Annotated in this window: 18 protein-coding genes; 14 read left to right on the top strand and 4 right to left on the bottom strand. The window is 71.8% G+C overall.

The annotated features are described in order from the left end of the window. The first annotated feature begins 103 nt into the window (after window positions 1-103). From ribD to ACFVT1_RS27725, 10 genes are all read left to right on the top strand, one after another. On the top strand, window positions 104-1,204 hold the full coding sequence (gene ribD, locus ACFVT1_RS27770) for a bifunctional diaminohydroxyphosphoribosylaminopyrimidine deaminase/5-amino-6-(5-phosphoribosylamino)uracil reductase RibD (RefSeq protein ID WP_389800257.1): 1,101 nt from the start codon (window positions 104-106) through the stop codon (window positions 1,202-1,204). Continuing rightward, window positions 1,205-1,822, top strand: coding sequence for a riboflavin synthase (locus tag ACFVT1_RS27765; protein ID WP_389800255.1), 618 nt, complete (start codon window positions 1,205-1,207; stop codon window positions 1,820-1,822). Further along, entirely contained in the window at window positions 1,819-2,463 is a 645-nt protein-coding gene (locus tag ACFVT1_RS27760) for a nicotinamide riboside transporter PnuC (protein WP_389800253.1), read from the top strand. Before ACFVT1_RS27765 ends, ACFVT1_RS27760 begins: the two co-directional genes overlap by 4 nt. Continuing rightward, a complete protein-coding gene (locus tag ACFVT1_RS27755; RefSeq protein WP_389800251.1) occupies window positions 2,460-3,758 on the top strand; it encodes a bifunctional 3,4-dihydroxy-2-butanone-4-phosphate synthase/GTP cyclohydrolase II in 1,299 nt (432 codons plus the stop codon). The genes ACFVT1_RS27760 and ACFVT1_RS27755 overlap by 4 nt, the downstream gene beginning before the upstream one ends. A 30-nt stretch (window positions 3,759-3,788) precedes the next feature. Further along, the gene (gene ribH, locus ACFVT1_RS27750; protein WP_114243451.1) at window positions 3,789-4,274 is read left to right on the top strand and encodes a 6,7-dimethyl-8-ribityllumazine synthase; all 486 of its coding nucleotides are present in this window, start codon (window positions 3,789-3,791) and stop codon (window positions 4,272-4,274) included. A 35-nt stretch (window positions 4,275-4,309) separates the two neighbouring features. Then, the gene (locus ACFVT1_RS27745; protein ID WP_073739434.1) at window positions 4,310-4,582 is read left to right on the top strand and encodes a phosphoribosyl-ATP diphosphatase; all 273 of its coding nucleotides are present in this window, start codon (window positions 4,310-4,312) and stop codon (window positions 4,580-4,582) included. A 69-nt stretch (window positions 4,583-4,651) separates the two neighbouring features. Then, entirely contained in the window at window positions 4,652-5,500 is an 849-nt protein-coding gene (gene hisG, locus ACFVT1_RS27740; protein ID WP_389800249.1) for an ATP phosphoribosyltransferase, read from the top strand. Window positions 5,501-5,535: 35 nt separating this feature from the next. Then, window positions 5,536-6,000 carry a PH domain-containing protein gene (locus ACFVT1_RS27735; protein WP_362208983.1) on the top strand — a complete coding sequence of 155 codons (465 nt, stop codon included), beginning with the start codon at window positions 5,536-5,538 and terminating at the stop codon, window positions 5,998-6,000. 185 nt (window positions 6,001-6,185) lie between these two features. Continuing rightward, the gene (locus ACFVT1_RS27730; RefSeq protein WP_389800247.1) at window positions 6,186-7,556 is read left to right on the top strand and encodes a hemolysin family protein; all 1,371 of its coding nucleotides are present in this window, start codon (window positions 6,186-6,188) and stop codon (window positions 7,554-7,556) included. Further along, complete coding sequence (locus tag ACFVT1_RS27725; protein ID WP_389800245.1) at window positions 7,553-8,650, top strand: hemolysin family protein; 1,098 nt, start codon at window positions 7,553-7,555, stop codon at window positions 8,648-8,650. The genes ACFVT1_RS27730 and ACFVT1_RS27725 overlap by 4 nt, the downstream gene beginning before the upstream one ends. Before the next feature lie 88 nt (window positions 8,651-8,738). Here ACFVT1_RS27725 and ACFVT1_RS27720 read toward each other — a convergent pair whose 3' ends face one another. Continuing rightward, window positions 8,739-10,649: an AAA family ATPase gene (locus ACFVT1_RS27720; RefSeq protein ID WP_389800243.1), complete on the bottom strand. Its 1,911-nt coding sequence runs from the start codon at window positions 10,647-10,649 to the stop codon at window positions 8,739-8,741. A 360-nt stretch (window positions 10,650-11,009) separates the two neighbouring features. Then, window positions 11,010-11,639 carry a uridine kinase gene (locus tag ACFVT1_RS27715; RefSeq protein ID WP_389800241.1) on the bottom strand — a complete coding sequence of 210 codons (630 nt, stop codon included), beginning with the start codon at window positions 11,637-11,639 and terminating at the stop codon, window positions 11,010-11,012. Window positions 11,640-11,814: 175 nt separating this feature from the next. Between ACFVT1_RS27715 and ACFVT1_RS27710 the strand changes: the two genes are divergently transcribed. Further along, on the top strand, window positions 11,815-13,185 hold the full coding sequence (locus ACFVT1_RS27710; protein ID WP_389800239.1) for a peptidase C39 family protein: 1,371 nt from the start codon (window positions 11,815-11,817) through the stop codon (window positions 13,183-13,185). Between the two features lie 259 nt (window positions 13,186-13,444). On the opposite strand, the gene ACFVT1_RS27705 is transcribed toward ACFVT1_RS27710, so the two are convergent. Then, window positions 13,445-14,719, bottom strand: coding sequence for a glycoside hydrolase family 18 protein (locus ACFVT1_RS27705; protein WP_389800237.1), 1,275 nt, complete (start codon window positions 14,717-14,719; stop codon window positions 13,445-13,447). Window positions 14,720-15,095: 376 nt separating this feature from the next. On the opposite strand from ACFVT1_RS27705, the gene ACFVT1_RS27700 reads away from it, so the two are divergent. After that, window positions 15,096-16,268, top strand: a complete 1,173-nt coding sequence (locus tag ACFVT1_RS27700; RefSeq protein WP_389800235.1) for an acyl-CoA dehydrogenase family protein — start codon at window positions 15,096-15,098, stop codon at window positions 16,266-16,268. A 460-nt stretch (window positions 16,269-16,728) separates the two neighbouring features. Here the strand turns inward: ACFVT1_RS27700 and ACFVT1_RS27695 are convergent, their stop codons facing one another. Next, on the bottom strand, window positions 16,729-17,127 hold the full coding sequence (locus tag ACFVT1_RS27695; RefSeq protein ID WP_389800233.1) for a hypothetical protein: 399 nt from the start codon (window positions 17,125-17,127) through the stop codon (window positions 16,729-16,731). Window positions 17,128-17,330: 203 nt separating this feature from the next. Here ACFVT1_RS27695 and ACFVT1_RS27690 point away from each other — a divergent pair, with 203 nt between their 5' ends. Together ACFVT1_RS27690 and ACFVT1_RS27685 are read left to right on the top strand one after the other, a co-directional pair. Next, window positions 17,331-17,771 (top strand): Lrp/AsnC family transcriptional regulator, encoded by a 441-nt coding sequence (locus ACFVT1_RS27690; protein ID WP_124718962.1) that lies wholly within the window; start codon window positions 17,331-17,333, stop codon window positions 17,769-17,771. 46 nt (window positions 17,772-17,817) lie between these two features. Then, window positions 17,818-19,464, top strand: a complete 1,647-nt coding sequence (locus ACFVT1_RS27685; protein WP_389800231.1) for an amidohydrolase — start codon at window positions 17,818-17,820, stop codon at window positions 19,462-19,464. Window positions 19,465-19,625: the final 161 nt, after the last annotated feature.

Here is a 19,625-nt window from a genome sequence, read left to right as displayed (position 1 = left end):
CATCCGTGCGTTCCGGCATTCGGCGTTCCCCTGTTGCGTTCCCGCTTCATCTGTCGTCATCGACAGGCCCCGGAGTCCGTGCCCGAAGAGGCAGGAGGACCCGGTGGACACCGCAGCCGACATCACTGCCATGCGCCGAGCGATCGCGCTCGCCGCCCGCGGTCTCGGCTCCACCAGCCCCAACCCGGTCGTCGGCTGCGTCGTCCTCGACGCCGCGGGCCACCGGGCCGGCGAAGGCTTCCACCAGCGCGCCGGCGGGCCGCACGCCGAGATCCACGCCCTGCGCGCCGCGGGCGACCGGGCCCGGGGCGGCACCGCCTACGTCACCCTCGAACCCTGCAACCACACCGGCCGCACGGGCCCCTGTGCCCAGGCGCTGATCGAGGCCGGGGTCGCCCGGGTCGTCTACGCGGTCGGCGACCCGAACCCGCAGGCCACCGGCGGCGCGGACACCCTGCGCGCGGCCGGGATCAAGGCCGAGCAGGGGCTTCTCGCGGACGAGGCCGAGGCGGGCAACGCGGCCTGGCTGGCCTCGGCGCGCCTCCGCCGCCCGTACGTCCTGTGGAAGTACGCGGCGACCCTCGACGGCCGGATCGCGGCCGCCGACGCCACCAGCCGCTGGATCACCTCTGCCGAGTCCCGCGCGGACGTCCACCGCCTGCGCGCCGAGACCGACGCCGTCGTGGTCGGCTCCGGCACGGCCCGCACCGACGACCCGCAGCTCGGTGTACGGGGTGTCGACGGCGCCGTGCAGCCCCTGCGGGTGGTCGTGGACACCGGCGCCACCGCCGTACGTCCGGGCGCCCGCGTCCTCGACGGCACCGCGCCCACCCTGGTCGCCGTCGCCGAGGACGCCGACGCCCGCCACCTTCCCGAAGCGGCCGTGCTCAGGCTGCCGCGCGCCGCCACCGGCCCCGGCCTGGACATCCCCGCCCTGCTCACCGCCCTGTACGGGCGGGGCATCCGCTCCGTACTCCTCGAAGGCGGCCCGACCCTGGCCGGGGCCTTCGTCGCCGCGGGAACGGTCGACAAGGTCGTCGGCTATCTCGCCCCCGTGCTTCTCGGCGCCGGCCCCGCGGCCCTCGCCGACGCCGGAATCTCCACCATCGCCGAGGCGTTGCGCCTCGATGTGACCGAGACCGTCCGTATCGGCCCCGATCTGCGCATCACCGCCGTCCCCGGCCCTGCCCGGAAGGGAAACTGAGTGTTCACCGGAATTGTCGAAGAACTGGGTGAAGTCACCGCCGTCGAGGAACTCGGCGACGCCTCCCGCTTCCGCCTGCGCGGTCCCGTGGTCACCGAAGGCGCGAAGCACGGCGACTCCATCGCCGTCAACGGCGTCTGCCTCACCGTCGTCGACCTCGGCGACGGCGAGTTCACCGCCGATGTGATGGCCGAGACCCTCAACCGGTCCAGCCTCGGCGCCCTGGAGACCGGCTCCCGGGTCAACCTGGAACGGCCCATGGCGGTCGGCGGCAGGCTGGGCGGCCACATCGTCCAGGGCCATGTCGACGGCACCGGCCGCATCGTCGAGCGCAAGGTCTCCGAGAACTGGGAGATCGTGAAGATCTCCCTCCCCGCGGACCTGACCCGCTACGTGGTGGAGAAGGGGTCGATCACCGTCGACGGCGTCAGCCTGACCGTCGTGGACGCCGGACCCGACTACTTCACCATCAGCCTCATCCCCACCACCCTCGCCCTGACCACGCTCGGCATCAAGCAGCCCGGCGACCCGGTCAACCTGGAGGTGGACGTCATCGCGAAGTACGTCGAGCGGCTGCTCGGCGACAGCGCGCGGGAGCCCGGGGAGCCGGCGAAGTGACCGCGCTGAACTGGCTGAACTCGGAGGCGTTCAGCGCTTTCGGGCAGCACATCATCTGGTCCGACATGATCGGCAACACGGTCGGACTGATCGCGCTGACCCTGGGCTGGCTCCGCTCCATCTGGACCTGGCCCGCCCAGCTCCTGTCCGGTGTCGTCCTGGTCGCCGCCAATGTCTCCGTGCACCAGGCCGGCAGCGTCGGCAAGCAGCTCGTGGTCATCGCCGTGGCCGTCTGGGGCTGGCAGCAGTGGACCCGGGGCAGGCAGCAGGCCCAGGACGGCTCCATCGCCGTACGGTTCGCCACCTGGCGCGAGCGCGGCTGGCTGCTGGGCGGCGCCGCACTCGGCACCCTCGCGGTCGGCGGCCTGTTCACCGCGTTCCCTTCGCTCTCCTGGAGCCCGTGGGCGGACGCGTACATATTCGCCGGCACGCTCGTCGCGATGTTCGCCCAGGCCCGCGGCATGGTCGAGTTCTGGTTCGCCTGGCTCCTCGTCGACCTGGTCGGCGTGCCGCTGAACTTCCACAGCGGCCTCGCCTTCTCCGGTCTCATCTACGTCGTGTACGGCGCCCTCGTCCTGTGGGGCATGCGCGACTGGTGGCTGCGTTCGCGGACACCCGCTCTGGAAGGAGCCACGGCATGACTGCCCAGCCCACTTGGCTGCACCGGGAACACGAGGGCGCCGTCGAAGACCTCGCGCTCGACCCCGTGGAGCAGGCGATCCGCGACATCGCCGCCGGACGGCCCGTGGTGGTCGTCGACGACGAGGACCGCGAGAACGAGGGCGACCTCGTCGTCGCGGCCGAGAAGGCGACCCCCGAGATCGTCGCGTTCATGATGAGCGAGTGCCGCGGCCTGATCTGCGCGCCCATGGAGAACGACGAGCTGGAGCGGCTCGAACTGCCGCAGATGGTCTCCCACAACACCGAGTCGATGCGCACGGCGTTCACCGTCTCCGTCGACGCCTCGGCGGCGCACGGCGTGAGCACCGGCATCTCCGCCGCCGACCGGGCCGCCACACTCCGGCTGCTGGCGGGCGGCGAGGCGGGCCCCGGCGACTTCGTACGCCCCGGCCACATCTTCCCGCTCCGCGCCCGCTCCGGCGGCGTGCTGGTCCGCAACGGCCACACCGAGGCCGCCGTCGACCTCGCCCGGCTCGCCGGACTGCGGCCCGCCGGGGCGATCGTCGAGATCGCCGGCGAGGACGGCGTGATGCTGCGCCTGCCCCAGCTCGTCCCGTTCGCCCGCAAGCACGGCCTCACGATCATCTCCATCGAGGACCTGATCGCCTACCGCCGCGCCTCGGAGCCGACCGTCCGCCGCGAGGCCGAGGTACGGCTGCCGACGAGCTTCGGCGCGTTCACCGCGTACGGCTACCGCTCCACGGCCGACGGCGTCGAGCACGTCGCGCTCGTCCACGGCGACATCGGGGACGGCGACGACACCCTGGTGCGGATCCACTCCGAGTGCCTGACCGGCGACATCTTCCAGTCCCAGCGCTGCGACTGCGGGCCCCAGCTGCACGCCTCCATGCGCCGGATCACCGAGGAGGGCCGCGGCGTCGTCGTCTACCTGCGCGGCCACGAGGGGCGGGGCATCGGCCTGCTGTCCAAGCTGCGCGCCTACGAACTCCAGGAGCGCGGCAGCGACACCCTCGACGCCAACCTGGAACTCGGCCTGCCCGCCGACGCCCGCGACTACGCGGCGGGCGCCCAGATCCTCAAGGACCTCGGCGTCCGGAGCCTCAGGCTGATGACCAACAACCCCGACAAGACGACCGCGGTCCTGCGGCACGGTCTGGCCGTCACCGGCCGCGAGCCGATGCCCGTCCAGGCCGGCGAACACAATCTGCGCTACCTGCGCACCAAGCGCGACCGCATGGGGCACGACCTTCCCTGGCTCGACGCCACCACGGCGTCGACCTGTGGCAACCAGTGAACGATCACGGAAACGAGCGGTAGGAGAGACATGAGCGGCAAGGGCGCACCCGAACTGTCCGTACGCAACTGCGGTGACCTGCGCGTGGCGGTCGTCGCCGCCCAGTGGCACGAGAAGGTCATGGACGGACTCGTCGACGGCGCGCTGCGCGCCCTGCACGAGCTCGGCATCGACGAGCCGACCCTGCTCCGGGTGCCCGGCAGCTTCGAGCTCCCAGTGGTCGCCAAGGTCCTCGCCGGTCGCGGCTACGATGCGATCGTCGCCCTCGGCGTGATCATCCGCGGCGGCACCCCGCACTTCGAGTACGTCTCCCACGGCGTCACCAACGGCCTCACCCAGGTCGCCGTCGACACCGGCGTCCCGGTCGGCTTCGGCGTACTCACGTGCGACACCGAGGAGCAGGCGCTCGACCGGGCCGGACTGGAGGGCTCCAACGAGGACAAGGGGCACGAAGCGGTCACCGCGGCCGTCGCCACCGCCGCCACACTGCGCACCGTCAGCGAGCCCTGGCGCTGATCGAAGGGCCCGGACCCCGTACTCTAAGGACCATCATGGCGAACAAAACCTTCGAAGAGCTCTTCGCCGAGCTGCAGCTCAAGGCCGCCGACGGCGATCCCTCCACCTCCCGCACCGCCGAGCTGGTGGACAAGGGGGTCCATGCCATCGGCAAGAAGGTCGTCGAGGAGGCCGCCGAAGTCTGGATGGCCGCCGAGCACGAGAGCAAGGACGCCGCCGCCGAGGAGATCTCCCAGCTGCTGTACCACGTCCAGGTGATGATGGTCGCCCGCGGGATCTCCCTCGACGACGTCTACGCCCACCTCTGAGCACGCCCCACGTACACCCGCACACCGCAGACCGCACAGACCTCCTCCTCGCAAAGGAAACCCGACCTCATGCTGCGCATCGCCGTTCCCAACAAGGGTTCACTCTCCGGGCCTGCGATGGCGATGCTCCATGAGGCCGGCTACCAGCAGCGCAAGGAGTCCAAGGAACTCGTCCTCGTCGACCCCGAGAACGAGGTCGAGTTCTTCTACCTGCGGCCCCGCGACATCGCGATCTACGTCAGCTCCGGCCGCCTCGACATCGGCATCACCGGCCGCGATCTGCTGCTGGACTCCGGCGCCGACGCCGAGGAGATCCTCCAGCTCGGCTTCGCCCGCTCCACCTTCCGCTACGCCACCAAGCCCGGCACGGCCCAGGGCCCGCAGGACTTCGACGGCAAGACGGTCGCCACCTCCTACGAGGGCATCGTCGCCAAGCACCTCGCCGATCTCGGCGTCAACGCCTCCGTCGTCCACCTCGACGGCGCGGTCGAGACCGCCATCGAACTCGGAGTCGCCCAGGTCATCGCCGATGTCGTGGAGACCGGCACCAGCCTGCGCAATGCCGGACTCGAAGTCATCGGCGAGCCGATCATGAAGTCGGAAGCCGTCGTCATCCGCCGCACCGGCGCACCGGAGGACGACCCCAAGGTCCAGCAGTTCCTCCGCCGCCTCCAGGGCGTCCTGGTCGCCCGCTCCTACGTGATGATGGACTACGACTGCCGCGTCGAGCACCTGGAGCGCGCGGTCGCCCTCACCCCGGGCCTGGAGTCGCCGACCATCTCCCCGCTGCACCACGAGGGCTGGGTCGCCGTCCGTTCCATGGTCGCCGCCCGGGAGGCCCAGCGGATCATGGACGATCTGTACGACCTCGGCGCCCGCGCCATCCTCACCACCGCCATCCACGCCTGCCGCCTCTGACGGCCCGGCGACCACCCGGAAGACTGAAGAACACCATGTCCGCCCCCGCGCCCCGGTCCGAACTCCCCACACTCCCGGTCACGTTCCGGCCGACTCGAACCAGAGTGGTCCTGCTGACCGTGGGGGCGGCGATGTTCGTCGTCATCACCGTCATCGCCCTGACCCTGGAGCAGCTGAGCGCGGGGGAGCGGTCCAGCTTCATCTTCACCGCGCTGCTGTTCTTCGGCGTGCTCGCACTGCTCAGCCGTCCGAAGATCGTCGCGAACGAGGACGGCGTGACCGTGGTCAATCTCACCCGGACGCGCCAACTCTCCTGGGCGGAGATTCTCCGCGTCAACCTGCGGGTCGGCGACCCCTGGGTCTTTCTGGACCTGAGCGACGGGACCAGCATGCCCGCCCTCGGAATCCAGCCCGGAATCGCCAAGCAGCAGGCCATCCGCGACGCCCGCGCGCTCCGCGCCCTCGCCGAGAACCACGGCACCGGTACGGACATCGGCTGAGCCCCCTGCCCCGTACGGCCTCTTCTTGATTACTCTGGAGGGCGGCGGCGCCCTGTGCGCCCCGCCCCGCACGAGAAGGTCCACGAGGCCGGCGGGGCTTTCCTGCGACCCAAGGAGTGACTCCTTCCAGCAATGGACGGATCGTCCGGTAGTACCTGCGCCGCCCCTTCTCCGGAGGCGGCGGCATGACCACCCCCCTGCTGCTTCTCTGCGCAGCGTTCCTTCTCATCCTCGCCAACGGATTCTTCGTGGCGGCCGAATTCGGGCTCGTCACGGTGGAGCGGCCGGACGCCGAGCGCGCCGCCGCCGAGGGCGACCGGCGGGCCCGCACCGTCGTCGAAGCCCTGCGCGAACTCTCCTTCCAGCTCTCCGGCACCCAGCTGGGCATCACCATCACCTCACTGGTCGTCGGCATGCTCGCCGAACCGGCGCTGGCCCAGCTGCTGGACGGCCCACTCACCGCGACCGGTCTGCCCGACGGTGCCGTACCCGGCGTCAGCGTGGTGATCGGGATGCTGGTCGCCTCCGCCGTCCAGATGGTCATCGGCGAGCTCGTGCCGAAGAACTGGGCGGTCTCCCGGCCGCTCCAGGTTGCCCGGTTCGTCGCCGGTCCCCAGCACCGTTTCTCCGCCGCTCTCCGGCCGGTGATCAGCCTGCTGAACACCGTCGCCAACCGGCTGGTGCGGCTGCTGGGCGTCGAGCCCACCGACGAGCTGGCCTCCGCCCGCACCCCGGGAGAACTGGTCTCCCTGGCCCGGCACTCGGCCGAGGCCGGCACCCTCGAACAGGACACCGCGGATCTCTTCGTACGGACCCTGTCGCTCGCCGGACTCACCGCCCAGCACGTCATGACCCCGCGGGTGAAGGTCAGTGCCCTGCAGTCCTCGGCGACCGCGGAGGACGTCCTCAACCTCACCCGCGCCACCGGCCTCTCCCGCTTCCCGGTCTACCGGGAGCGCATCGACGAGGTCGTCGGCATGATCCACCTCAAGGACGCGCTCGCCGTGCCCGCCCAGGACCGGCTGCGCACCCCGGCCGGCCGGATCGCTGTACCGCCACTGCTGGTGCCGGAGTCCCTGCCCGTCGAACAGCTGCTCCAGCGGCTGCGCAACGAGCAGCCGATCGCCGTCGTGGTCGACGAGTACGGCGGCACCGCCGGAGTCGTCACCCTTGAGGACATCATCGAGGAACTCGTCGGTGAGGTCAGGGACGAGCACGACGCCGAGGGCGCCGACCGCCCCGAACTCGCCCCCGCGGCCGCGGAGGACGGCCGCCCGGCCTGGGAGGCCGAAGGCAGCTGCCGGGTTCTGACCCTGCGCCGGATAGGGCTCGACGTCCCCGACGGCCCGTACGAGACCGTCGCCGGACTCGTCGCCGATCTGCTGGGACGCATCCCCGCCCCCGGTGACCGGGCCGAGCTGCCGGGCTGGCGGATCTCCGTCCGCCAGGTCGGCCACTACCGCGCCGAGAAGGTCCGCTTCGTACGCACGGCGGAGGCGACCGATCCCGTCACCACGGCGCCGCTGACCCAGGACGCCCTGGAGGCCGTGCGATGAGCCTGGTCCAGCTGATCTTCGCCGGGCTCCTCGTGCTGGCGAACGGCTTCTTCGTCGGTGCCGAGTTCGCCCTCGTCTCCGTACGGCGCAGCCAGGTCGAGCCGCTCGCGGCGGCCGGGTCGGCACGGGCCCGCCAGGTGCTGTACGGCCTGGAGAACCTGCCGCAGATGATGGCCGCCGCCCAGTTCGGCATCACCGTCTGCTCGCTGACCCTCGGCGCGGTCGCCGAACCGACCGTCGCCCGGCTGCTGGAGCCGGTCTTCCACGCGGTTCACCTGCCCGAGGGGCTCATCCACCCGCTCGGCTACGTCCTCGCGCTGGTCTTCGTGGTCTTCCTCCATCTCGTCATCGGCGAAATGGTCCCGAAGAACCTCGCGATGGCGGCGCCGGAGAAGACCGCGCTCTGGTTCAGCCCCGGCCTCGTGGGCTTCGCCCGCGTCTGCCGGCCGGTCACCTCCGCGCTGGGCGCCTGCGCCCGGCTGGTGCTCCGGCTCTTCGGCGTCGAACCGAAGGACGAGGTGGAGGCCGTCTTCACCAGCGAGCAGCTCAACCGGCTCGTCGAGGACTCCGGCCAGGCGGGACTGCTGGAGCCGGAGGCGCAGGAACGGCTGGAGGACGCATTGGAACTGGGCAGCAGGCCCGTCACCGATGTGCTGCTCAACCGGGCCTCCCTGGTGACGGTGGACCCCTCCGTCACCCCGCAGCGGATCGAGGAGCTGACCGTACGGACCGGCTACTCGCGCTTTCCCGTGTGCGCGGAGGGCGGCGGTCCGTTCATGGGCTATCTGCACGTCAAGGACGTCCTCGACCTGGAGGACGGCGAGCGGGCCGTCCCCCAGCACGTCTGGCGCCCGATGGCGACGGTACGGGCGGAGCTGCCCCTGGACGACGCCCTGACCGTGATGCGCCGCGCGGCCACGCATCTGGCGCAGGTCGCCGACGCGTCGGGCCGGATCCTCGGCCTGGTCGCCATGGAGGACGTCCTGGAGATGCTGGTCGGCGAGGTGCGCGACCCGGCCCACCGGGTCTCGGTACCGCGCCGGGCGGCGGAGACGACGACCGGCACCGGCGAACTCACCGCGTCGGTCCACTGAGTTCCCGACCGCCGGGCGGGCCGATGCGCGGCCCTCGGCCGGCCCGGCGGTCGAGAACAACGGCCGCCGGGCCCCCGGCGGACCGCCCTCACAACACCGGCGGTTCCTGCGGGCCGCGGTCCACCGGCCCCCGGCCGGACAGCACCTCGCCGTACGCCTGCATCAGATCCGGCAGCCGCAGTGTGGCCAGATCGTCCCGGCTCGGCAGGGCCGCGTAACCGGAGAGCCGCAGATCCCGGTAGGCGCAGCTCTTCTCGTACAGGGTGCGCAGGAACCGCCCGTTGCCCAGCTCGTCGATCCAGCCCTGGTCGACGACATGACCGCTGATGGAGCGCAGCTCCTCCAGGGACTCCTCGTCCCACGCATCACCGTTCTCCGCGGCCAGCACCTCACCGATCGAGGTGAGTTCCAGCGGCCGGTAGCTCGGGAAGTCCACCCGGGTGGTGAAGCGCGAGGAGAGCCCCGGATTGGTGGCCAGCAGCCGGTCCATGCCCTCCGGATAGCCCGCGAGGATGACGACGAGGTGGTCCCGGTTGTCCTCCGCCCGCTTGAGGAGGACCTGGAGCGCCTCGTCGCCGTACGCGTCGCCCTTGCTGTAGCCGGTGTTGAAGAGGCTGTACGCCTCGTCGACGAACAGCACCCCGCCGAGCGCCGAATCGATCAGCTCATTGGCCTTCACGGCGGTCTGGCCTAGGAACTCGCCGACCAGATCGGCCCGTTGGGCCTCGACGAGATGGTCACCGCCGAGCAGGCCGAGGGCGTAGAAGACCCGGCCCAGGATGCGGGCCACCGTGGTCTTGCCGGTGCCGGAGGGACCCGAGAAGACGAAATGGCGTTTCGGCGGCTGTACGGGCAGCCCCTGACCGGCCCGCAACCGTGCCATGTTCAACTGCGCGGACAACGCGTTGACCTGGCGTTTGACGGGCTCCAGACCGACCATCCGCTCCAGCTCCGCCAGCGCCTCGGCGAGCAGCACCGGATCGCTGGGCCCGGCCGGGAAGGGGGACGGCGGCTGGCCGGGCACCGCCGTCTTGCGACGCGCTCCGTCGGACGGCGGCGGCACCCCGATGCCGACGAGGCCCGGGGGCTCGCCGCCCGGCCGGAGCTCGCGGCCGTCCACCAGATCGGTGCCGAGCAGCGAATCCCCGTCCGGCTGCGCCTCCGCCACGGCGTCCGTGCCGGGCCCGGCCAGCGAGACGGCGGTGAGACCGGCGGCCTCGTCGGCGCCGTCGAGGCCGTCGTAGTCCGCGATCGCGGCGAGCCGCGCCGAGGTGTCCATGAACGCCGGGTCGATCCGGTGCACCGCCCGGTAGAGCGGGAGGGCGGCCGCGCTGCGCCCGGTGCCCTCGTGCGCGCGGGCCAGCCAGTAGCGCAGCTCCTTGCGCTGCGGCTGCTCGCTGCGGCAGCGCATCAGCGCGGTGGAGAGCAGTGGCTCGGCCTGCCCGTACATCTCCAGCCGCACCCGTGCCATCCCGCCGAACAGCCCCGCCTCGATGCCGAGCATCGGGTCGTCGACGAGCTGTTCGGTGTTGCGTACGAGCTGATCCCAGTCCTTGACGAGATAGGAGCGGCAGGCGTGCAGGAAGCGCACCTGCGGGTCCGCGTCCACCGGCGGCAGGCCGGCCAGCGCGCGGTCCAGCTCGGCGACATGCCGCCCGTCCAGCCAGTGCGAGGCGTGCGCGAGCAGCAGGTCGCGCGGGCTTTCCAGCACCGGCTGTACCCACCAGCCCAGCCAGTACCAGGAGTTGAGCGTGCGCCGATGGCGGGCGCGCTGCTCGCCGAAGCGTTCGCGATGGCGGTACATGCGCAGCAGCGCCGTCGTGGTGTCGACCCTCAGTGCATGGAGGCCCAGCCAGCCGTCCGCCATGCCGGGATCGATCCGTACCGCAGCCTTGAACTCCTCTTCGGCCTGGGGGTAGGCGCCCATGGTGTAGGCGTCCACGCCGCGCAGCCAGGCGAGGTCGGCCGGGGCCTGTGCGCCCTGCGTGCCGATGTCCATCTGGTCCCCCACAAACCGTGCCCCCAGGATGTCCCGCCGCACGACCTGCCCGCCGAGGCGCGCTGAATCGCTGTGCCACGGACGGGAATTGACCGCACCGAGAGGCATCGTACCTGCGCAGGGAGTGTGCGACTAAGAGCGCCGCAGGCAGAAGGGAGACCGTGACCGAGGGTGAGCGGAATCCGCCGAACCGGCGTGGGAACGAGGGTGCGAGGGCAGAACGAAGCCCCCGATCACGGGGGAACAACCGGGGGCTTCGTGTCTGTGGGGGCTCCGAAAAGCCGCACATTGAGAACGTAAGACCTGTACCGCCCTCGGGTCAAGCGGAGTTGAGGTACTTCCGGGGCGTTTTCTCACCACTCAGGACGGTGGGGCGATGTGCTCACGGTCCGTGACGGAATGGTTCGTTCCTGCTGCCGTGAGAGGCCCCTCCAGCCACTCGTACCCCACCGGCAACTGCCGTACCAGAGTGTCCGCGTGGGAGCGCGAGGGATCGGCTGAGAAATGCTCCGCCTCGGCCGCCGTCCACCCGTCCCAGAAGGCCGAAAGAGCCGGACCGTCCCGGCGGCGGCCCCGTTCCCAGGACTCCGCCGCCGCGAGATCCATCCACAACAGCCGCGCCAGGCAGGGCCGCAGCGCCCGGCGGCCCGCCCCGACCCCCTCGATCAGGACCACCGGCGCGGGCTCCAGGTCGCGCGGCGCCGCGAACGTCCGCGCGGTCCAGTCGTACGGCGCGTAGTGCGCGCACTCCCCGCGCGACAGCGGCTCGATCACCTGCTCCCGCAGCCGCTCCGTCCAGGTGAAGAAGGACTCGTGGGTGGCCAGGTCGTCCAGGTGCAGGACAGGAGCGCCGTCGAGCGCGGCGGCGAGGCGGGACGCGAAGGTGCTCTTCCCCGATCCGGCGTGCCCGTCGACGGCGACCAGGCGCACCGGTCCGCAGGACGGCGCCAGGGCACGCAGCCGCGCGGCGAGGGACGAGAGGTCGTTCATGCGTCCCAGCCTACGAGCAGGTCCGAAGCAATCGCAGGTCACGCCAGTGGACCAGACCAATATTGGTTTATCGGCGCGAGTCGAATCGCTGGCCGAATCCGGCCACGACCCGCGATAGTTGGCGCACTGTCGTGCACCTGCAGCCCCATTCCGCTTACGACCGGGGGTCTCGCCCATGAACAGACCGACCTCGCGCAGAACCGTGCTGACCGCCGCGCTCGCGGCAGCGGCCACCGCCGGCACGGTGTCGTCCGCCGGCCCCGCGACCGCCGCCGCCCGCTCCTCGGCCTCGTCTCCCGCGCCCCCGGCAGCCGCCCCTGCCGTGGACAACCACTCCTGGCACACGTACACCGACTGGCGCAGCGGTCGCGGCGCCAGGACCCGCGCCGTCGCGGGCCGCCGGCCCGGTCTGGTGATCGGCCACGCCGAGGGGCGTACCGACTACACCGACCCGCACACCGGCCGGACCGCCGCCTGGGAGTACGCGACCTGGACCTCGCCGGTCCACCGGTCCGCCGTCCCGGCGACCGAGGTGATCGCCTCCTGGAACGCCGACACCCCGGCGGGCACCTGGATCCAGATCGAGTTGCAGGGCCGCTACTCGGACGCCACCCCGACACCCTGGTACGTCATGGGCCGCTGGGCCGCGGGCGACGGCGACATCCGCCGGACCTCCGTCGACGACCAGGGCGACGGCAGGAGCTCCGTCTGGACCGACACCTTCTCGGTGGACGACGCGGCGAGCGGGTTGCGGCTGGTCTCGTACCGGTTGCGGCTCACCCTCCACCGCACCCCCGGCACGCGCCTCACGCCCACCGTGTGGCGGCTCGGCGCGATGGCGTCCGACATTCCGGACCGCTTCACCGTGCCCGCCAGCACCCCCGGCCTCGCCCGGGAACTGCCGGTGCCGCGCTACTCGCAGAACATCCACGCGGGGCAGTACCCGGAGTACGACAACGGCGGCGAGGCCTGGTGCAGCCCCACCTCCTCGCAGATGATCATCGAGTACTGGGGGCGCAGGCCCACCGCCGAGGAGCTCGCCTGGGTCGAGCCGGGCCTGGCCGACCCGCAGGTCTGCCACGCCGCCCGGTTCACGTACGACTACCAGTACGAGGGCTGCGGCAACTGGCCGTTCAACGCCGCCTACGCCGCGACGTACGACGGCATGAGCGCGGTCGTGACCCGGCTCGGCTCGCTGACGGACCTGGAGACGCTGATCCGGGCGGGCATCCCGGCCATAACGTCGCAGTCCTTCCTCAAGGAAGAGCTGACCGGCGCGGGATACGGAACGTCGGGTCATCTGATGACCGTGATCGGGTTCACCGAGGACGGCGACGTGATCGCGAACGACCCCGCCTCGCCGAGCGACGAGGCCGTGCGCCGGGTCTACAAGCGCGAGGAGTGGGAGACGATCTGGCTCCGCACCAAGCGCCGCAACGCCGCCGGCAATGTGGTTTCCGGCACAGGCGGCGTCTGCTACCTGTACTTCCCGGCGCACCCGACACCCGCGCAGAAGCGGGCTCTGGCGGCCGTCGGCATCCGCTGACGCGGAGCGGGGCCCCGGGGCAGTGACGGACGTCTCTGCCCCCGGGCCCCCCCGGGGTGATGGCCCGGGTCGGCCCCCCGGGCCGCCCCAGGGGGGGGGCCGGCCCCCCCCCGGAGAGCCACGGCGCGGACGAAACGGGGCGGCCGGCCGATCGGCCCACCGCCCCGCTCCTTCTGCTGTGACAGCCCCGACAGATGTGACAGCCGTGATCAGCCGTGATTAGCCGTGACAGCCGTGACCGGCGCCGACCGGGCCGTGACTAGCTGATCGCCTTGATCAGCTCGCCGTTGGTGGTGTCACCGCTGAGCTCCCAGAAGAAGGTGCCGCCCAGCCCCTGCTGGTTCTTGTAGTCCATCTTGGTGGCGATGGTGGCCGGGGTGTCGTAGCTCCACCAGTTGGTGCCGCAGTGCGCGTACGCCGTGCCGGCGACGGTGCCGGTGACGGGGCAGCTGTTCTTGAGGACCTTGTAGTCCTCGATGCCTGCCTCGTACGTGCCGGGGGCCGCGCCGGTGGCGGTGCCGCCGGGCGCGTCCTGCGTGACGCCGGTCCAGCCGCGGCCGTAGAAGCCGATGCCGAGCAGCAGCTTCGAGGCGGGGACGCCCTGCGCCTTCAGCTTGTCGATGGCGGCCTCGCTGTTGAAGCCCTCCTTCGGGATGCCCTCGTAGGAGGTCAGCGGGGAGTGCGGGGCGGTCGGCCCCTTCGCGTCCCAGGCACCGAAGAAGTCGTACGTCATCGGGTTGTACCAGTCGACGTACTTCGCCGCGCCGCCGTAGTCGACGGCGTCGAGCTTGCCGCCGTCGGAGCCGTCGGCGGAGATCGCCGAGGTGACCAGGTTGTCCGCGCCGAACTTGGAGCGCAGCGCAGCCAGCAGGTTGCCGTAGGCGTCACGTCCGCTGGTGTCGCAGGTCAGGCCGCAGGCGTTGGGGTACTCCCAGTCGATGTCGATGCCGTCGAAGACATCGGCCCAGCGGGGGTCCTCCACCAGGTTGTAGCAGGACTCGGCGAACGCGGCCGGGTTCTTCGCCGCCTCTCCGAAGCCGCCGGACCAGGTCCAGCCGCCGAACGACCAGACGACCTTGAGGTTCGGGTGCAGCTTCTTCAGCTTGCGCAGCTGGTTGAAGTTGCCGCGCAGGTCCTGGTCCCAGGTGTCCGCCACACCGTCGACCGACTGGTCGGCCGTGTACGCCTTCTCGTAGTCGGCGTACGAGTCGCCGATCGCGCACTTGCCGCCGGTGACGTTGCCGAAGGCGTAGTTGATGTGCGTGAGCTTGTCGGCGGAACCCGAGGTCTCGATGTTCCGGACGTGGTAATTGCGCTGGTAGACACCCCAGTTGGTGAAGTACCCGACCACCTTGTCGCCGGCCGCTGTGGGGGCGGCCCCGTCGGCTGCGGGGGCCGCGGCCCGCGTGGTGGTGGGGGCCGCGCCGGCCGATGAGGCGCCCGCGACGCCCAGCAGGGCGGCTCCGAGGGCGGTGGTGCAGACGGCTGCGGCGAGCGCCCGGAAGCGGGCGCGGGGACGATGCGGTCCAAACATCTTGTCTCCTCGTGGGGGAGGGAACTCGCGAGTGGGGGGCGTGCTGCCGGCCGTACCGTGGACTTGGCATGAACGCGGTGAGGCCGGTTCGGGTGGAACCGTAGATGGACTAGACCAGTTGGGTCAATGGTTCGGACCAATTCCGGTGATCGCCCCGCTCGCAGCCGAGTCGCTCCGGCACCCCGTGACGGATATCGTCCGATCGGGCATACTCAAGCCGCCACAGCCGCTGGCCAGCAGCTCTCGTAATCCGAGGGGCCGGCACCGGCTGGGTAGTAGTGCTCTTCCGGGCCCTGCCCGGAAGTCCCCCCGGCGGCGCCGTCCACACCCCGCGCGCGCGACCGTCGCAACGCCCGACAGGGAGGAGAGCGCCGTCATGTCCGACCGTGCCCCGCAATTGGTGGAACGCCGTCTGCCCACCGAGGAGTCCAGGCAGCTCGTCGCGCTCGTCCGCGACATCGCCCAGCGAGAGATCACGCCGCGCGCGGCCGAGGAGGAGGAAGCGGGCCGCTTCCCGCGTGAAGTCTTCACGCTGCTCTCCGAGTCCGGACTGCTCGGACTGCCCTACGACTCCGCCCACGGCGGCGGGGACCAGCCGTACGAGGTCTACCTCCAGGTACTCGAAGAACTCGCGGCCGCCCGGCTCACCGTCGGTCTCGGCGTCAGCGTCCACTCCCTCGCCTGCCACGCGCTCGCCGGATTCGGCACCAAGGAGCAGCAGGCCGAACACCTCCCGGCGATGCTGGGAGGCGGCCTGCTGGGCGCCTACTGCCTCTCCGAGCCCGCCTCGGGCTCCGATGCCGCCTCGCTCCGCACGAAGGCCGTACGGGACGGCGACGACTGGGTCCTCACCGGCACCAAGGCGTGGATCACCCACGGCGGCATCGCCGACTTCTACACGGTCCTGGCCCGCACCGGGGCCGAGGGTGCCCGCGGCATCACCGCCTTCCTGGTCCCCGGCGGCGCCGAGGGGCTGAACGCCGCTGCCCCCGAGAAGAAGATGGGCATGAAGGGTTCGCCCACCGCCCAGTTGAACTTCGACGGCGTACGGGTCGCCGACGCGCGCCGGATCGGCGAGGAGGGCCAGGGCTTCGCGATCGCCCTGTCCGCACTCGACTCCGGCCGCCTGGGCATCGCCGCCTGCGCGATCGGTGTCGCCCAGGCCGCCCTGAGCGAGGCCGTCGCCTACGCCACCGGGCGGCAGCAGTTCGGCCGCCCCATCGCCGACTTCCAGGGACTGCGCTTCATGCTCGCCGACATGGCCACCCAGATCGAGGCGGGCCGGGCGCTCTACCTGGAGGCGGCCCGGCTGCGCGACGAGGGCAAGCCCTTCTCGCGCCAGGCGGCCATGGCCAAGCTGTTCTGCACGGACGCGGCCATGAGGGTCACCGTCGACGCCGTCCAGGTCCTCGGCGGATACGGCTACACCCTCGACTTCCCCGTCGAGCGGCTGATGCGCGAGGCCAAGGTGCTGCAGATCGTCGAAGGCACCAATCAGATCCAGCGGATGGTCATCGCGCGCCACCTCGCGGGTCCTGAGACGCGCTGATCCGCAGCGGCCGCGCCGACCACACGGGCGTCGCCATGATCCGGTTCCACTCCTGGTCGTGGCGGCCCGGCAGGGTCCGTCCGGCGCCCTCCCAATGACGCAGCAGGGCCCGGTAGATGGGCGGATCGGTGGAGTGCGGCACCGGCCGCGGCGCGGAGCAGGGAGGCGCGGGCTGCGGCACCGGCTGCGAACCGGGCTGCGGAACCGATTCTTCGGCGGTCGGAGCGGCGAGACGGCGACGACCGGGACCGGCCGTTGATTGCAGCAGGGTCATGCCCGGCCAACGGCGCGGGGTGGGCCGGGGTCACTGCCGGGCCGATTCGCGAGCCCGTTCGCCCGCTTCCCGGGCGGCGGAGCCTTTCGGGTGCGGGCACCACGCCGGCCGGGCCGTCGTGGTGCGGCGCGATGGTGCGACGGGCCCGGACGCGTCCGGGCCGGCCCCGTGCGGGCGGGGGCTCTCTCAGGCGGCGTCGCGCCGCATCTGCGGCATCCGCAGCGGGCGCGAGCCGGGGCCGCCGGCGTGCGAGAAAGGCTGCATTCTCCAGTCGAGTCCCTGAGGGAGCGTCAACAGCAGGGCCGTCTCCTGCTCCTGGAGGTCGACCGACTCGTCGGCGGGCCGCGTCTGCGACGCCGCGCGCCCCGTACCGGCACAGACCGTCAGGACGAACGGGTTCCACGGCGTCGGGCACAGCGCGTGCTCCGGCAGTACGTCCTCGTCCGCCAGCAGCGCGATCGGCTGCGCGCAGTCCGGGCAGATCACCCGGTACATCTCGAACATGTCGTACGCGTCGGGACCGGTGTCCTCGACCGGATCAGCGGGTTCCGGTTCGACGCGTCCGGTCAGCTTCAGGCTCTGCATGGGAAGTTCCCCCCTCGGGTGGGCCGACAAGGCGCCACGGCCTCGACCACAGCAAGCACTTCCCGTCGCGCATCGGCTGTAACCGCCAGGGGAGTGGCTACCCGCCCGTAAACCTGTGGCGTTCGTCACATGTCTGCCGCAGGTGCCCTTCCGGGGCCCTCGCCACTGTGCCCGGAGGCACCGGGGGCAATAGGTTGATCCGTATGGAGGAGCTGGACCGACAGATCGTGGAGTTGCTCGTCAAGGACGGGCGGATGAGCTACACCGACCTGGGCAAGGCCACGGGCCTGTCCACCTCGGCCGTTCATCAGCGTGTCCGCAGGCTGGAGCAGCGCGGGGTGATCCGGGGCTATGCGGCGGTCGTCGACCCCGAGGCCGTCGGGCTGCCGCTCACCGCCTTCATCTCGGTGAAACCCTTCGACCCGAGCGCACCGGACGACATCGCGGAGCGCCTTGCGGACGTCCCGGAGCTGGAGGCCTGCCACAGCGTCGCGGGTGACGAGAACTACATCCTCAAGGTGCGGGTCGCGACCCCGCTGGAGCTGGAGCACCTGCTCACCCGGATCCGCTCGCTGGCCGGTGTCTCCACCCGGACGACGGTGGTCCTCTCCACGCCGTACGAGGCCCGGCCGCCGCAGATCTGAGGGGGCCGCGGACCGCGCGGGTCCGGACAGGCGCGAGACTGGTCCCATGACCGAGAGCACCGCCCCCCAGAGCGAACACCGCACCGTGCTGCTGCGCGGTGGAGACGTCCACAGCCCCGCCGATCCCTTCGCCACCGCCATGGTCGTCGAGCGCGGCCATGTCGCCTGGGTGGGCTCGGAAGGGGCCGCAGACGCCTTCGCGAGCGGCGTCGACGAGGTGATCGACCTCGAAGGCGCGCTGGTCACCCCCGCGTTCACCGACGCCCACGTCCACACCACCTCGACCGGCCTGGCCCTCACCGGCCTCGACCTCTCCGGTGCCCGGACGCTCGGCGAGGCGCTCGGTCTCCTGCGCGCGTACGCGGTGGCGCACCCCGAGGACCGGGTCGTCCTCGGGCACGGCTGGGACGCCGCACGCTGGCCCGAGGGGCGTCCCCCCTCGCGCGGCGAGCTCGACGCGGCCGCGCCCGGCCGGCCGGTCTACCTGCCCCGCGTCGACGTGCACTCCGCGGCCGTCACCACCGCCCTGCTCGATCTGGTTCCGGGCGTCACCGGGCTGACCGGGTACCACCCCGACGCCCCGCTGACCGGCGCCGCCCACCACGCGGTGCGCTCCGCGGCCCACGGCGCCGTCGCGCCCCGGCAGCGTGCCGACGCCCAGCGCGCCGCCCTGCGCCACGCGGCTTCGCTCGGCATCGGCACCGTCCACGAGTGCGGCGGCCCGGACATCTCCGACGAGGAGGACTTCGTCGCGCTGCTGAAGCTCGCCGCGGCGGAGAGCGGACCGCGGGTCTTCGGCTACTGGGCCGAGCAGGTCTCCGACGAGAAGGACGCCCGCCGCATCCGGGAGCTCGGCGCGGTCGGCGCGGCCGGGGACCTCTTCGTCGACGGCTCGCTCGGCTCGCACACCGCCTGTCTGCACGAGCCGTACGCCGACGGTCCCGCCGGACACACCGGCACCGCCCATCTGGACGCGGCGCGGATCGCCGCCCATGTCGCCGCGTGCACCGAGGCCGGGCTGCAGGCCGGCTTCCACGCGATCGGCGACGCGGCGGTATCCGCCGTGGTGGAGGGCGTCCGGGCCGCCTGCGAGACGCTCGGGCGGGCACGGATCCGGGCCGCCCGGCACCGGGTCGAGCACGCCGAGATGCTCACCCCCGAGACCGTCGCCGCCTTCGCCGAACTGGGCCTGACCGCCTCCGTCCAGCCCGCCTTCGACGCGGCCTGGGGCGGCGAGGAGGGCATGTACGCCCAGCGGCTCGGTGCCGGGCGGGCCAGGACCCTCAACCCGTACGCGGCACTCCTGCGGGCCGGTGTGCCCCTGGCCTTCGGCTCGGACAGCCCGGTGACCCCGCTGGATCCCTGGGGGACCGTACGGGCCGCCGCCTTCCACCGCACGCCCGAACACCGGATCTCCGTGCGGGCCGGATTCACGGCTCACACCAGGGGCGGCTGGCGGGCCGTCGGGCGTGACGACGCGGGGACCCTGGTGCCCGGCGCCCCGGCCGACTACGCGGTCTGGCGCACCGCTGACCTGGTGGTCCAGGCTCCGGACGACCGGGTCGCCCGCTGGTCGACCGACCCGAGGTCGGGAACGCCCGGCCTGCCGGATCTCACCCCGGGCGCCGAGCTCCCGGTCTGCCTGCGAACCGTAGTCTTCGGACAAACTGTCTACGTACGGCCGAACGAGTGACGTCCGGACATTTCGTACCGCCGACCGAAGACGCCGCCGCTCCGCCGCGACCTGCGGATCTTCGCTACTGACCAGGCAAGTTCCGTAAACATTGCAGGTCAGGCGGCTATTGACAGAACGCGCCCACCGGCCGGTAGGTTCGGCCGAGTCCACCACAGGAC

This window comes from Streptomyces sp. NPDC057963, assembly GCF_042887155.1.
Lineage (GTDB): Bacteria > Actinomycetota > Actinomycetes > Streptomycetales > Streptomycetaceae > Streptomyces.
The sequence above is the reverse complement of the archived record's forward strand: the minus strand, read 5'-3'. Positions and strand labels throughout refer to the sequence as shown.